The sequence below is a fragment of the Paraburkholderia sp. BCC1886 genome (genome assembly GCF_900996245.1).
Classification (GTDB): domain Bacteria; phylum Pseudomonadota; class Gammaproteobacteria; order Burkholderiales; family Burkholderiaceae; genus Paraburkholderia.
This window is the reverse complement of record NZ_CAAJGK010000060.1, coordinates 1-13597: the sequence shown is the minus strand read 5'-3', so window position 1 is coordinate 13597 and position 13597 is coordinate 1. Positions and strand designations below refer to the sequence as shown.

Here is a 13597-nt window from a genome sequence, read left to right as displayed (position 1 = left end):
TGCACTGGGTAACCTGTGGATGGCACGCAAGCAATTGCTCAAAGCGTGAAACGCGAGGGCGTGGGCGGCCTCATGCGCGGGCAAACGTGAATCACACGGCCGAATCAAAACCTATGACCAGCGCCGCAGCATGTTTGCAATGTAGTGGCACGCGCTGCAAACAGCCCACGCGCAGAAAACGGGTTTTGCAGACCTTCCTTATGATTCCACTTCGCTGCGCGTCCCGCAAGCCTAAACGTGAATGGCCCTGGAAAGCTGTAACAGATGCTCGATATCTGCGTTGGGTAGCGCGAGGGATCGCTGCAATCTGAGTCGTGCTTTCCCCTTTTGGCACGACTGGTACGAAAACGCGGTCGCCGAAATTCCACACGCCTCTAGCGCGCGAGCCATCGCGTCAGCGCGCTTTTCGTCCTGCTGAGATAAGGGCTTGTCAGGGGTTCGCCGAAATCAGTGGTAGACAACGAGGCATCGAGCTTCAATACTTTCTTTCGGCGGCAAACCTTCGGGTGCGCCGGGGTGATCGAATGCCGGGTGCGGTGTGCAGCGCGCAACGCCGTTGACGCGCGAGTCGTATTGCTTGACCCCCCCCGCTTCGTGACGATCCATTGCCGAAAACCAATGCCACCGATGCAACGGCGAATGCAACGGCGAATGCAACGCGAGATAGATGTCGCCGACGCGTCGCGGGTAGCGCACTTCGCCACTGACAAGATCGGTGGCATCGATTGTTCTGGCATCGCACACGGCTAGCGGGGTATCGAGAACCGGCGCCTTGATCAAGCGCCACACGTTGACGATCGCATACCGCCGCCTGAATACTTGCACGGCTTCTTCGCCGAGCACCAGAGCGAGCCGCCTGCGACCGGATTCCTCCGCATAGTCGTTATGAACCGGTCCATTTGCCGATGCCGGCGCCAACGAACCAGCGGAACAGCATGTTGTAGGAAATTTGTTCCACCAGCATGCGCTCGCTACGAATTGAGTACAGCACCTGCAGCAAAAAAGCTCGCACCAGTTTCTCCGGCGCGATGCTCGGCCGACCTCCTTTCGCGTCAGCCTCGTACATCCGAGCGAACACATCGTCCATGCGTTTAAGCGCGTCATTGAGCCAGGTGCGAATCGGACGCAACGGATGGTCCTTCGGCACAAAATCGTCCAGCTTCAGCACCGTAAAGATTGACTCGGTTAAACCATCTGGCCCACGCATCTGTTCATCTCGCTCTCATTGACGACATCAGTTCAACGTTTACGCCTGCGTCCCGGATGACCGCTACATGAGGTATTTCAACGGCCTGCTAAACATTAATACCGCTGTTGCGCTTCACCTTTGGAACCGCCATGTTTTGCCGCTCACGAAATTTGCCGTGTCGGCTCTCACAGGCGTGTTGCCCGGTCGTATGCAAATCGTCGGTGCATGCATGACCGGTGCCGCGCTGATACTTAACAATGTATATCTGAGGCGCCGTGCCCGGCACGTTCAGGCGGCACGCTGATGATAGAAACTCTTCCTCATTTGCGAATTGTTCTTGTCAGGCCGCGCTTCTGGTTGCTCGCCCACCTATTTGGACCGTGCCGTCCACGTGCCGAGCCAAAAGCAAACACGGCCGTCCGAGCGCATCGCCCTGTAGCAGCGTGATGTTCCGTTCAAGTACCGACGCAAGCGCGCCGGCCGCCACCCCGGTGGCGGCATCTTCCAGATGCGGCTCCAGATGATTGAAATTGCGCCCGGCATAAATATCGTCATTGTGATGACAGTATGCAAACACACCTGCAACGCCATGTTCGCGGCTCCAACTGGCAATAGCCTTGAGATCAGGGTTTAAGGCATCCAACGCGCTTTGCCCCTTCATCTGTACCAGCAGTTTTGTGCTGCCGACCGATCCGAATCTGGGAATTCCGATCAGAGCCGACGGTTCGACGCGAAGCAAACGAGCTGTTTCGGTAACAGCCTCTCTCAATGTTGGACATGGTTGCGCCCTCACGCCAATGAAAATGCCATGGTCGGAGCGCTCCACCTCCAGGACTTGCCGGTGCATGCTTGTAACGAACTGAGTCTGTCGGCGTTCTGGGTAGCGCTCAAAGAAAACTGCGCTCGCTGCAAGCGTCGCATGCAGGCAAAGAGGGCTTCGCGTATGCGGGTAGTAATAATCGAGCCGCGCGCAAGCAGAATCGGTTTCTACAAATACCGTCGCGTTAGCATCTTGCTGCCGGGCAAACTTCCGCCGTTCCGGTTCAGACACTTGCGAGTCCTCGACTACGATCGCTGCGTTGCCGCTCCCGTCAGTACGGCCGAAGCAAAGGAAACGATGGATATTCATGAAGTCGTCTCAAAGTCCGAAATTTGCGCACACCAACTATGGATGGTGGCCGAACCGTCACCTGATCGGCACCTTACGGGTACAACGGCTACTCGATGACACATGCCGCCGCAGCTATTCCCTAAAAACGGAACGAAACATTGCACCGCAGATGCGCGCAATCCATTCGCGAACCATTCTTCGGTCCTCGACGTAAGTGCACGTCAAGCGGATCTCGGCGGATACATCCGTGTCAGCAATCAACCAGATTCGCTCGCCGCGTCGCAGGCCAATTACGTCCCCAGGCTGAACCCGATACTCATATGGCAAAAAAATGCGAGTCAGCCAGACGTGGCCAACGTCAACACTGAATTCCGAATCAGCACTTAAGCGATGCGAACCTGTGGTCCCCCCGGCAATAGAAAAACAAATTGTCATCTTGGGCAATCGGGTCCCTTTGCAACGATCGCCGCCGGGTGAACTTGGACACATGGATTGCTGAGCAGGGTGTTGCAACATTTTTCTCCGTAAGTTAAACGGATGGCATTCCTCCAGCTCCGACCTTCCAGAGGGTGGCTGCCGTGCCGCCGGATTCCTTTCATGCCGAGTGGTGATGAAATCGTGCGCAGATATCGGCTTCAATTCAGTTGTGTAACGTGGTGAAGCGAAATCGCCGATTCGTCCGCAGCGTCGAAAACGCGATGTCGCGAGACGTCATGGGTTGCCATTTCGCCCATGCAGCAGGAACGCCGGACGCTGGCTCAAGCGTTCCAAATAGGCATGCACAGCGGGCAGATCCGGACGCTCCATTGGCGTCATATACCACCGGATCGTGAACAGTCCCAGCACCACACCGGCAAGCGTAAAACCATAACCCGCCACGAATGCTCCGGTTTTTTCAAGCTGCGCGTCGAGCATCCGCATGTGTCGATTCCAGTTGGCGACGCTCGCAGCAAGCATGTGTTGATCGGTGTGCGCCGGACTCTTGCGAACCAGCGCCATGAAGGAAAAACGCCACGCGTTGTTTAACTCCGTCGCCTGCCAGTCCATCCATTGCTCGACGTGCCCGACCATCAGGATCCGCCAGCAGAAGGTCGCTTCGGCCATTACGGCTCGCGAGGTATCTGCAGATGCTGTTCGACTCCCACAGCACGAACGACCCATCCTTGATCACGGGGACCATTGCATTGGGATTCAGCGCCACGAATTCCGGTGCTTGAGTCGACCTGAAACCTGAACCCCATTGCTCTTGCTCATAGCTCCCATTTCGGCACACAGCCAAAGCACTTTGCGCACGTTGATAAACAAGGATTTACCGAAGATTTTGAGCATGGTGGTCACCTCTCGAACATGGTCCTTCAGGACGGGATGATCCGCGCGGTACCGGAGACGCGGATCGAACTGCCCAAGGCTGTCGTGATTTCCGCTCGCAGGTACGAACGCATCCCCATGTCTTCACCTTGAACCACCTCGATGGCACCCGCATGCGGCCATCGGATGTCGCGCAGGTACCCGGCGAGGGCGGCCGTTGCTGCGCCGGTTGCCGGATCTTCGTACACGCCACCATACGCGAACGCGGTGCGCGTGTTGAACCGCTGCTGTGTCTCAGCGTGTCCTAGCAGCACGGTTGTCCATCCTTCCTGGATCATCAGTTCGCGACCAGCATCGAAGTTGTACTTCATCGCCGCCAAGGTCCGGCGGCTCTCGAGCATCAGCACGAGATGGTCTGCACCTGCATGAATGAGCGCGGGCGGTATCCTGGGGTCCAGGTCATCGTCCGTGAAGCCGAACAGACGCAGCGCAGCAGAGACGAGCGGGGCCGGCGCCGGGTTGCTGCGCGTGGGCGGAGACTGCAGGGTGGCCATGATGAGGTTGCCGGTGCGCCGTGCCTCGACGGTTATCTCAGCGTGGTTGAGCACGAGGGCGAATGCACCGTCGCCATGCCTCAGTGCCAGCGCCGCGCCGAGTGCGATGGTTGCATGTCCGCAGAACGGCACTTCTGATGCCGGTGAAAAGTAGCGAACCCGCCAGCTACTGCCAGCCGCAGCGGCAAAGACAGTCTCGGAAAATCCAACTTCCGCCGCGATTCGCTGCATGTCGGCACTCGTCGGGAGCTCATCGGCAATGACGACGCCTGCGGGATTCCCGCCGGCATCCCCGTCTGAGAATGCGGCAATCCTGAGGACATTCATTCGGTTCCCCATGGTTCGATTGGTAGTGCTGCAAAGGGCTTTGAGCCCTCCCCTGCTGGCATCAAATCTGCAATGCCCAGCCGCCTTACGAGATTTATCCAGCGAGCGCTATAAGCGGAGTCGTGCTTCGAGTCAACGGGAGGATCAACGTGCACCATGCTGATGGCCGCCACGGGCCTGGAATCTTCGCCTGGGTTCACAAGGATCGCTGTGAACGGCTCCGGACGGTAGTCGTGCATCCCGGCATACAACGTGTCCATCTCCTGATGTGTCAACCAAAACAGCATGCCGTACGCGCGTCCGCCGAGCGAGCGCAGCAACATTGCCTTTGCTCCGAGCACGACGACTTGACCTTCGATCAACGCTAGCCGAGGGTCGCGGGGCACGACGCCTTTGGAGGAAAGCAGACCGGCATCCATGTTAAGGCCATAGAAAAACACTGCAAAGGTTCGTTCCGGAGGCTTCGCTAACGCTGCGTTCCCCTGCGCTGAGCTGAAGCAATCGCAGGCGGCATATTCTCTGATCATCGTCGTATCCATCGAGCCAATAGGCCGCCGTAGCCGCAAGCAACCGCCGCATCTTCAATGACTACTGTACCTTCCGCGTACCGGACGCCAAAACCTTCCCTAAGCACGCGATCACTGATCAGCGTGCGTACGATTGTTCACTCGCGCAGCGACGCCTGGCCGGCGCAGTGAAGTGTATTCAGGCGTCTGGCAAACCCAAGCAGAAGGCCATTCAGAGTAGGGGTCTGGCAAATCTATATGGTTTGACAGCCAATGTTAATATCCAATTTAAAATTGGATCTATTGACGAACTCGACATGGCGGCGCTTGCAATGTTGGACAATCTTGGTTTCCAGCCCAATCCCGATGCTTCCGAGCCACTCTACGTTCAATTGACTGTGGCCCTCTCAGATGCAATCCGTACCGGCCGGATTGCAGTGGGGTCGCGATTGCCATCGGAACGCTCTTACGCCGGGCAACTGGGTGTCAGCCGTACGACCGTCACTGCCGCCTATCAAGAGTTGAAGGCCTGGGGCCTGGTACGGGGTTATGTGGGGCGAGGGGCAATAGTCGTCACCGACGACCCGGATCGAGGGTCCACTGACGCAATTCCATGGTCGCAGCGTTCCTCGCGGTTCAGCCGGTCCGCTCCGCTGGCCAGCGTGGCGATCAATCCCGGCTCTATCGCCTTTGGCGATGGCCGGCTGCACCCCAGTCTTGTGCCTCACGCCGGCCTCTTGGCCTGCGCAGCAAGGGCCGTAGAAAACGTGAATGTGCTGACAAAGGCTACGCCGACCCTGGGGTGTCCAGCCCTGCGCGATGCGCTGAGCGAGACTCTGCGCACGATCGGGATAAAGGCGGCGTCCACCAGCGAGATTCTCGTCACCGGGGGCGCTCAGCAGGGCCTTAACGTCATCGCTCGCACCTTGATCTCGCCGGGCGACGCAGTGATCTGCGAAAGCCCCACTTGGCACGGTGCTTTTCAGGCTTTCAGGGCCGCAGGAGCCGAAGTGGCAGGCGTTCCCATGGATCACGAGGGAATCGATCCCGATTTGCTGGAGGACGCGCTGGGGCGTCTGCGACCCAAGTTTGTCTATTTGATCCCGACCTTCCAATGCCCGACCGGGCGGCTGATGAGCCTCGAGCGCCGGCGCCGGATCCTGGAGATCTGCGTCCGCTTCCGCACGCCGATTGTAGAGAGCCATGTCTATGGCGACATCGCCTTTGGCGAGGCGCCGCCATCGTTGAAGAGCCTGGATGCAGCGGGGATCGTCATCCATCAGGGCAGCGCCTCCAAGACCATCGGCGCGGCCCTGCGCCTTGGATGGCTGGTCGCACCCCGGGCGGCGATCGACCTCCTGGCGCAAGCCAAAGCAAGCCTGGACCTTTCGACGCCAACCCTGACCCAGGTCGTGTTCACCAACTTCCTGAAAAGCGGCGCATACGGCCGCCACTTGCCGCAATTCCGCGCAGCGCTTCAGACGCGCCGCGACGTCCTGATCGCAGCACTCGCAAACTATTGTCCTGACCTGTGTCATGTCAGACCGCAGGGGGGGCTCTACATCTGGGCGCAACTGCCCAGGAGTATCCAGGCACACGAGATCGAGGCCGCAGCGGCAGCCGAAGGCGTGCTCGTTCGCAGTGGGGACGCTTTCATGCCCGATGGCGGGACATCGAGCCATATCCGACTGTGTTACGCGGCGCCAGGTCTGGATGAGATCCCCGCCGGCGCCAAGCGGCTGGGTAAAGCCTTGCGAACTGTGCTGCAACGACACAGAAACTCGACTGCAGGCGATTCTGCGTTCGCCCCGGTGTAGTGCCTGGGCCAGACAGCAACCGGTTATCAACTTCGAGCGCTTTCGACCCTGGTCACCGCCCGGGCCCGTCTCAGACTTTTCAATCTGCCCGTGCCGTCGAAAGAGTGATTCCGGGCGCACGCCTGTTTTGCATCAAGGCAAACCACCGAATCAGTGCGGCCGCGATCGATACGGCCACGTGAGGGTCGCGCTGCTGGGCCAGCATATGCTGCGTAAGGGCGGCTCAATCACGCTAACCACGAGGAACGTCGCTGAAGAGCCGATCAGACAGGGAGCCAACGCGACCGCCGTTAACCCATCGATTGAAGGCTTTGTGCGGGCGGCGGTAATTGAATTGAATTGCAATTTACGCATTAACGCCGTGAGCCCGACGGTTTTGGCGGAGTCCAAGAGCGTCTATGGGCCATTCTTTCCCGGCTTCGAGTCGGTGTCTGCAATGCGTGTCGCAACGGCGTATGTGCGGAGTGTGGGGGGACCCCAGACGCAATGCTCTCAACTTAAACCCCAAAGAACTTGTAAACGCGGCATTGCCCCTGTGAACTTCATCACATAACTCACTGATAGATCAACGATATGAACTCAAATACCAACGTCCTCGCGGCTTCTGGCTGAGTTCTCCGCATTCCTGCTTGATCCGGCGCTCGCCGATCGCGTGCGTCGTTCTCCCGCTGCCTTTACCCCCAATTGCACACTGACTTTGCCACGCGTGGCCGCTCTGATGATGTCGGGCAGGTGTACCAGCGTGCAGACCGAACTTGATACGCTGTTTGGTGCATTGGTTGAGCATGGCGGGCGTCGCCGCGCCGTCAGTGCGCAGGCGTTCAGCAAAGCCCGGCGCGGACTGTCGGCCGAGCTGTTCGAACTGGCTCGCGCCCGCCTGATTTCGCTGGCCCAACTCCATATCGATTCGACGCGCGGGCACGGCCTGAGACGATGGTGGCCGCACTTGTACAACGCGAGATCCCGTTCTGCATGCGCGTCGACGCGCGTAACTGGAAGTGCGTCAGCGCCTTTGCCCACAGTGGTAAATCCGAACGTGTGGTAACACTCGAGGCGCCTGGCGCGCACACCGACTACCGTGCGCCTGATCCGCGACGTTACGTCCAGCGGTCCTGTGCGTGTGCTGATGACTTCGTTACTCGATGGTCAGCGTTATCCGGCTGCGTCGTTCGGGGCGCTCTATCACCAGCGCTGGCGCGTCGAAGAGGCGTTCAAACGCCTGAAACACCGGCTACGACTGGAAGCCGGCGCGGGCCTCGATTACCTGGCATTGCAGCAGGACTTCGGCGCAAAAATCCTCGCTGACAACCTGTGCGCCTTGCTCATTGACCTCGACGTATCGCACGACGATGCGTGTGCCAGTCGTCCGAACCGGGTGTATGCGCTGGGCGCACTCAAACCCATCCTCGGCGGTTTCCTGCTGCGTATCAGGCGCTGTCTGGAAAGCCTCGCCGGTGTGCTGGACGTGATCCGCCGGACCCGATGCCGGATCCAGCCATCGCGCTCCTATCCAAGACCACCCAGAAAAGCCAACCCCACTTCCATCTCGCGTACAAACTCGCTCGATGTAGTCAGTGGCGCTTAAGTTGAGAGCATTGCCGAAGGGAGGGCGGTGTCCATTCCATCTTGGCCGAACACGATCCGACACGGACATCAATCGATCTCTGATTGCAGCACGGATGCGAAAGCCACAAAGCGACGGCAGATTCAACCGTTTTCGACAAGCCGCATCACAATCTCCCTAGCGGAATTGAGATGGGCGACAGTCATCGAACGAGCGGCCCGCGCATTACGATCGCGACATGCCCGCAGAACGTTCTCGTGCTCAAGCTGGAACGACGGCGTGTCAGCGAGTAACGTGTTATACAGGCGCTCGTAACGTTCGACTTGTCGGCGCAGCGCCGCGATTGCTTTGAGGTGGCGTTCGTTGCCGCAGCGCGAATACAAGAGTTCGTGGAATTCCCGATTGAGTTCCCCCTGCCTTGCCGCCGCATCTGCTTCTCCAAGCAGGCGGTGAACAAGTTCGGCGCGCGCCAGCGTCTCGTCGTCGAGCTGCTTCACGCTCCGATAGATCGCATCGCCTTCGAGGAGTGCCCGCAAGTCGTAGATCTCCTTCACGTCCGACGCACACAGCGTCCGTACGACAGCGCCGCGATTTCTAAAGATATCAACCAGCCCCTCGCTTGCCAGCCGTTGAATGGCTTCGCGCAGCGGTATCCTGCTGACCCCGAAACGGTCGGCCAGGTCTCGCTCGACCAGCCGCTCCCCACTTGCCAGCTCGCCACTGACGATCATGTCCCGCAGCGATGCGGCCACCGTCGAGTCGAATCTCGTTTCCATAACCGAAAGTCCCCTTATTTGGCATAATGGTATACCAAATTGAACTTTGATGCCACAATGGCACCCCCAGAATGCTTCAACGCATAAGCTCAGGCGCCGCTAACCCAGCGTCGACAATCAACGTTTCGATTTCGAAGGAGAACACGATGGCCCACGGTGAGCACAAGTATCGCGTTTCGGTGGAGTGGACGGGCAACCAAGGCACTGGCACGTCTGGGTATCGCGCGTACGGCCGTGATCACGTCATCCGCGCGGGCTCCAAGCCAAACATTTCTGGCTCGTCTGATGCGGCGTTTCTCGGAGACGCGGAACGCTGGAATCCAGAAGACCTGTTTTTGGGCGCTACATCAGCGTGCCATAAACTCTGGTATCTACATTTGTGCGCAGATGCCGGTATCTGCGTGCTTGCCTATGTCGATGAGGCCAGCGGGACGATGATCGACAGCCCCGAGCGGGGACAATTCACGGAAATTATCTTGAACCCCCGCGTGACGATTCGCGCTGGCGATGACCGCGACATGGCGGAGCGTCTGCATCATGTGGCACACGAGAAGTGCTATATCGCAAACTCCGTGAACTTCCCCATCCGGTGTGAGCCTGTCATTGAGTTTTCCGCAGTATGACTTCGCTTGATCCGCCCACAGTTCGCAGAGATGGCGAACCGGTCGCAGGATCGTCGTCAACCAAGAGCGACGCATGGCACGAAGAGTCACGGCTCCTTTTGCGACATATGAGAAACGTTTTTGAGCGACCGCTTCGGGTCGGCACCGGTCTGACGCGAGTCGATTATCTGCCGAGCATCTATGCAATCGACATCGGACTGTAACCGGCCAGTAGCGGTCCTTGCACCCACAATCTACAACGTCAGGTAATGAAACGATAGCGGTCACCTGACGGACCCCTGAGTGACTGATTCCATATTAAGTCCAGGTTGCCATAAGTAATCACGAAATCGGCATAACTAATCCCTCGTCCATCCTCATAATCGAGGTCTTTCATTCAAGAGCTGACGGTATGCAGAATTTGTCTTCGGCGCCGGTGGACCAGTTTTCCAAGGTCCGATTCTTACTCACCGACATGGATGAGACGTTGACTTATCGGGGGCGATTGCCGGCCGACACTTACTTGGCGCTTGAGCGGTTGCAGGCCGCCGGCATCTGCGTACTACCAGTTACCGCAGCGCCTGCGGGGTGGTGCGATCAGATGGCACGCATGTGGCCAGTCGATGGCGTTATTGCAGAGAATGGCGGCCTGTTCTTCCGGCGAAGTCTACAAGGACATGAGGTCGAGCGGCATTACTGGCATCCGTCGGACAGTCTTGAAGACATTCGCAATCGGCTCCACTCAATCGAGAAGATCGTCGAAAAAGTGGTGCCGCAAGCGCAGCAGGCCGACGATCAAGCCTTTCGACTGACTAGCCTCGCCTACAGCCGTACAGGAACAGATACGGATCTTCGAATCGTTGAGGCACTCATCGGCGCCGGAGCAAACGCAACGATCAACAACCTTTGGGTACTGGGTTGGATTGGCGGGTACGACAAGCTGTCGATGTCATTGCGCATACTTGTCGAAAAATATGGAATTGACGCAGAGTCAGCGACTGAACTCGTCGCTTATTCCGGTGACTCGACTAATGACGCACCGATGTTTGGCTTCTTCCGGCATACGGTTGGCGTAAGTACCGTCATCGATTATCTGCCGCAATTGCCCGTTCCGCCCCAATGGATCACGCATGGTCCTGGTGGCGTCGGGTTCGTCGAATTCGCGGACGCAATCCTCAAGTCACGGCGACACGAGGACGGCAAGAGAACCGAAGCGTAAGCAAGGTGGCGTTCGTTCGGTTAGCGGACAAATCAATTGCGGCGGTAGAGGACCGCTCCGGTCGACTTCGGTCTGACGCGAGCCGATTATCTGCCGAACATCTATGCAATCGGCATCGGACTGTAACCGGCCATCAGACGACGTTCGGGCATCGCCATGGAATGGCTGTTCACTATTCGGCAGCAGCCAACCGTGCTGCGATTCAACAGAATGATGGGGGATCTCGTCGCAGAGATTGCTGGGGTTGGGTGACATTTCGCGGGTGGCCCTCTACGCGCGTTATACGCGTCATGCCATAATCGCGCACCACGACAGCGTCGCTTCAGCCGCCTGACCAATGCTCGCGCGTTTCCATCTGAAGATCGGCAGCCTTTTGGGATTGCTTGCGATCCTGATGGCAACACTCGCGCCGGTCGTGTCTCAGACGCTTGTCGCGAGCCAGGACGGGACGGCTCTTCCGGCCGCACTTTGCTCCGCGCAATCTTCACCAGACGACGCGCCGGATAGCCAGAACGCGTCCCACTCCCTGGCTTCCCACTTGCAGGCTTGCGGGTACTGCAACCTGCTTGTCCACATGCCGGCGTTGCCAGGCGTTCAACCCGCTTTTGCCATCGCGGCCTGGGAAATCCAGCATCGCATTGCAACCCGGTTCGAGAGCGTTCGGCGCGTCCTTTCGTTTGTCGCCGCCCAGCCCCGCGCCCCTCCAGTTTCATCCTGATTTGAGTCTTACCGACGCGATGCATCAGTTGCATCGCAGTGTGTCGCGCGCCTGTTTCCGGACGTGCGACGGCATTTCAACGACTTCAAACAAGGATGAACCATGCACACCAGTTCGAGGCGTGGTGGTAAACCGCTGCTCACAGCCGCAATTATTGCGGCGTCCACGAGCTCACTTCTGCTAATCCCCTCGCTCGCATCTGCTCATGCGATTGCGGGCGACCGCGTCTTTCCGGCAACCATGGCCGTGGATGATCCCGGCGTCGGCGACGAAGCAAATCTTGTGTACGGCCACCAGCGGGTCCCCGGCGACAATGGCGACCAGAGCATTAATACGTTCGACTTCGAGTACGACAAGCTGATCACGCCGAGGCTGGCCGTATCGGTGGAAGGCTCTTACGCGATGCAGAACAATCCGACAGCGCGAGGTTTCGACAATTTCGGCGTTGGTCTGAAATATCTGCTGTACGTCAACGAGGCGCACGAGTTCATGACGTCCGTCGGCATAAGCGCCGAACTCGGTGGCACAGGAAGCCGGGCGATCGCCGACAATTTTTCGACCATCTCGCCGACGATCTTCGCCGGCAAAGGCATGGGCGACCTGCCCGATTCGCTGGCTTATCTGCGCCCTATCGCGATCACGGGTGAAGCCGGCCCGGCATTGACCACCGGGGCGGGACAACCCAACGCGTTCAACTACGGCTTCACGTTCCAGTACAGCCTGCCCTACCTTCAGCAGCATGTACGTGACATCGGTTTGCCGCAACCGCTCGCGAACATCATTCCCGTAGTGGAGGTTCCGTTGTCGAGAAGTCAGGGACAAACGACCGGTACGGTCAACCCCGGCTTCATCTGGATCAACCGCTACGGTCAATTCGGCGTCGAAGCGCAGATCCCGATGAACCGCGCGAGCGGCTCGCACGTGGGCATTCTCGTGCAGGCCCATATTTTCTTCGATGACGTCGCGCCCACGACGCTTGGCAAACCGCTGTTCCAGTGACGAAGGAGTTCACGATGAACCAGAATCGACGCCCTCTGAAACGGGCCATCAAGAAATTGGCCGGATTCTTCGTCGGACTTGCTTTCGCCAGCACCGCGTTTGCACATGTATTTCCGCAGAAGCAGGAACCGGGAGCCGGCGCGAGCGTTGCTGCTCCGTCGCAGGTGAAAATCACCTTCGACGGGCCGCTGGAGCCAGCATTTTCGTCGCTCACGATCACCAATGCTGTCGGAAAGCAGGTCAACGCCGAGAAGTCCCTGGTCGACGCGCATCAGCCGGACGTGATCACCGTTGCGCTGCCTCCCTTGCAGGCCGGGCGCTATATCGTCCACTGGGTGGCAGTCGCCTCAGACGGGCATCGCACCCATGGCGATTACGCGTTCGAAGTAAAGTGAGCGTCGGCGGCATCGCGGCATGACGAATTCCTCGTCGTACAGTTGCGGTGCCGTCCTGCCTTTAGGGCGTTGATGACATGTTCGACCGTCGTCCGTTCTTGTGTGACCGTGAGGATTGAGCAAGATATCGCTTTATCGCTTTATCGCTGATCGACTCATTTCGTTCGTTAAGCGGACGTTCGCCACTCGGAACTGAGAGGCGGCAACGGGTCGAGCTGCGTCAGTCTGCTCCCCAAACTCACCACTCGGAAGCGGTCATTGCAATTCAGCGGCCCGCAAGCGGCCAATTGGCAGTGCGTACTCCCGACCCCTAGGGAAGGTCTGCAAAACCCGTTTTCTGCGCGTGGGCTGTTTGCAGCGCGTGCCACTACATTGCAAACATGCTGCGGCGCTGGTCATAGGTTTTGATTCGGCCGTGTGATTCACGTTTGCCCGCGCATGAGGCCGCCCACGCCCTCGCGTTTCACGCTTTGAGCAATTGCTTGCGTGCCATCCACAGGTTACCCAGTGCA

At 58.6% G+C, this 13597-nt stretch carries 13 protein-coding genes and 3 pseudogenes; 8 read left to right on the top strand and 8 right to left on the bottom strand.

Annotated features, from left to right (window positions below; genetic code table 11):
* Positions 1-447: 447 nt before the first annotated feature.
* The 6 genes and pseudogenes from FQ746_RS22100 to FQ746_RS22070 all read right to left on the bottom strand — a co-directional run bounded on the left by FQ746_RS22100 (position 448) and on the right by FQ746_RS22070 (position 5028).
* The gene (locus FQ746_RS22100; RefSeq protein WP_313955578.1) at positions 448-918 is read right to left on the bottom strand and encodes a CmcJ/NvfI family oxidoreductase; all 471 of its coding nucleotides are present in this window, start codon (positions 916-918) and stop codon (positions 448-450) included.
* A pseudogene (locus FQ746_RS22095) lies at positions 914-1207 on the bottom strand (transposase); the annotation flags it as partial. The gene FQ746_RS22100 and the pseudogene FQ746_RS22095, both read right to left, overlap by 5 nt.
* Before the next feature lie 322 nt (positions 1208-1529).
* Positions 1530-2318, bottom strand: a complete 789-nt coding sequence (locus FQ746_RS22090) for a PhzF family phenazine biosynthesis protein (protein ID WP_144111774.1) — start codon at positions 2316-2318, stop codon at positions 1530-1532.
* Positions 2319-3011: 693 nt separating this feature from the next.
* Positions 3012-3629 (bottom strand): annotated as a pseudogene (locus FQ746_RS22080) (glutathione S-transferase family protein).
* Between the two features lie 26 nt (positions 3630-3655).
* On the bottom strand, positions 3656-4489 hold the full coding sequence (locus FQ746_RS22075; RefSeq protein WP_144111772.1) for a PhzF family phenazine biosynthesis protein: 834 nt from the start codon (positions 4487-4489) through the stop codon (positions 3656-3658).
* Positions 4486-5028 (bottom strand): hypothetical protein, encoded by a 543-nt coding sequence (locus FQ746_RS22070; RefSeq protein WP_144111771.1) that lies wholly within the window; start codon positions 5026-5028, stop codon positions 4486-4488. Before FQ746_RS22070 ends, FQ746_RS22075 begins: the two co-directional genes overlap by 4 nt.
* Before the next feature lie 284 nt (positions 5029-5312).
* Between FQ746_RS22070 and FQ746_RS22065 the strand changes: the two genes are divergently transcribed.
* Positions 5313-6812 (top strand): PLP-dependent aminotransferase family protein, encoded by a 1500-nt coding sequence (locus FQ746_RS22065; RefSeq protein ID WP_144111770.1) that lies wholly within the window; start codon positions 5313-5315, stop codon positions 6810-6812.
* 172 nt (positions 6813-6984) lie between these two features.
* A pseudogene (locus FQ746_RS35285) lies at positions 6985-7365 on the top strand (hypothetical protein); the annotation flags it as partial.
* Between the two features lie 12 nt (positions 7366-7377).
* Here FQ746_RS35285 and FQ746_RS35280 read toward each other — a convergent pair.
* Complete coding sequence (locus tag FQ746_RS35280) at positions 7378-7713, bottom strand: hypothetical protein (protein ID WP_260854133.1); 336 nt, start codon at positions 7711-7713, stop codon at positions 7378-7380.
* Between the two features lie 177 nt (positions 7714-7890).
* Between FQ746_RS35280 and FQ746_RS35275 the strand changes: the two genes are divergently transcribed.
* Positions 7891-8397: a transposase gene (locus FQ746_RS35275; RefSeq protein WP_260854132.1), complete on the top strand. Its 507-nt coding sequence runs from the start codon at positions 7891-7893 to the stop codon at positions 8395-8397.
* A 122-nt stretch (positions 8398-8519) separates the two neighbouring features.
* Here FQ746_RS35275 and FQ746_RS22050 read toward each other — a convergent pair whose 3' ends face one another.
* A complete protein-coding gene (locus FQ746_RS22050) occupies positions 8520-9152 on the bottom strand; it encodes a GntR family transcriptional regulator (protein ID WP_144111769.1) in 633 nt (210 codons plus the stop codon).
* A gap of 146 nt (positions 9153-9298) precedes the next feature.
* Between FQ746_RS22050 and FQ746_RS22045 the strand changes: the two genes are divergently transcribed.
* The 5 genes from FQ746_RS22045 (at position 9299) to FQ746_RS22025 (ending at position 13085) form a co-directional block, all read left to right on the top strand.
* Positions 9299-9775 carry an OsmC family protein gene (locus tag FQ746_RS22045; RefSeq protein WP_144111768.1) on the top strand — a complete coding sequence of 159 codons (477 nt, stop codon included), beginning with the start codon at positions 9299-9301 and terminating at the stop codon, positions 9773-9775.
* A gap of 391 nt (positions 9776-10166) precedes the next feature.
* Positions 10167-10973: an HAD-IIB family hydrolase gene (locus tag FQ746_RS22040; RefSeq protein ID WP_144111767.1), complete on the top strand. Its 807-nt coding sequence runs from the start codon at positions 10167-10169 to the stop codon at positions 10971-10973.
* A gap of 337 nt (positions 10974-11310) precedes the next feature.
* A complete protein-coding gene (locus FQ746_RS22035; protein WP_144111766.1) occupies positions 11311-11691 on the top strand; it encodes a DUF2946 domain-containing protein in 381 nt (126 codons plus the stop codon).
* Between the two features lie 102 nt (positions 11692-11793).
* On the top strand, positions 11794-12690 hold the full coding sequence (locus FQ746_RS22030; protein WP_186310806.1) for a hypothetical protein: 897 nt from the start codon (positions 11794-11796) through the stop codon (positions 12688-12690).
* 14 nt (positions 12691-12704) lie between these two features.
* Complete coding sequence (locus FQ746_RS22025; protein ID WP_144111765.1) at positions 12705-13085, top strand: copper resistance protein CopC; 381 nt, start codon at positions 12705-12707, stop codon at positions 13083-13085.
* The last annotated feature ends 512 nt before the right edge of the window (positions 13086-13597 follow it).

Excerpts from the sequence above, each read along its gene's own strand:
- FQ746_RS22025 (WP_144111765.1), top strand. The coding sequence starts at position 12,705 with ATGAACCAGAATCGACGCCCTCTGAAACGGGCCATCAAGAAATTGGCC.
- FQ746_RS22045 (WP_144111768.1), top strand. The coding sequence starts at position 9,299 with ATGGCCCACGGTGAGCACAAGTATCGCGTTTCGGTGGAGTGGACGGGC.
- FQ746_RS22035 (WP_144111766.1), top strand. The coding sequence starts at position 11,311 with ATGCTCGCGCGTTTCCATCTGAAGATCGGCAGCCTTTTGGGATTGCTT.
- FQ746_RS22070 (WP_144111771.1), bottom strand. The coding sequence starts at position 5,028 with ATGGATACGACGATGATCAGAGAATATGCCGCCTGCGATTGCTTCAGC.
- FQ746_RS22075 (WP_144111772.1), bottom strand. The coding sequence starts at position 4,489 with ATGAATGTCCTCAGGATTGCCGCATTCTCAGACGGGGATGCCGGCGGG.
- FQ746_RS22065 (WP_144111770.1), top strand. The coding sequence starts at position 5,313 with ATGGCGGCGCTTGCAATGTTGGACAATCTTGGTTTCCAGCCCAATCCC.
- FQ746_RS22090 (WP_144111774.1), bottom strand. The coding sequence starts at position 2,318 with ATGAATATCCATCGTTTCCTTTGCTTCGGCCGTACTGACGGGAGCGGC.
- FQ746_RS22030 (WP_186310806.1), top strand. The coding sequence starts at position 11,794 with ATGCACACCAGTTCGAGGCGTGGTGGTAAACCGCTGCTCACAGCCGCA.
- FQ746_RS22040 (WP_144111767.1), top strand. The coding sequence starts at position 10,167 with ATGCAGAATTTGTCTTCGGCGCCGGTGGACCAGTTTTCCAAGGTCCGA.
- FQ746_RS22050 (WP_144111769.1), bottom strand. The coding sequence starts at position 9,152 with ATGGAAACGAGATTCGACTCGACGGTGGCCGCATCGCTGCGGGACATG.
- FQ746_RS35280 (WP_260854133.1), bottom strand. The coding sequence starts at position 7,713 with ATGGAGTTGGGCCAGCGAAATCAGGCGGGCGCGAGCCAGTTCGAACAG.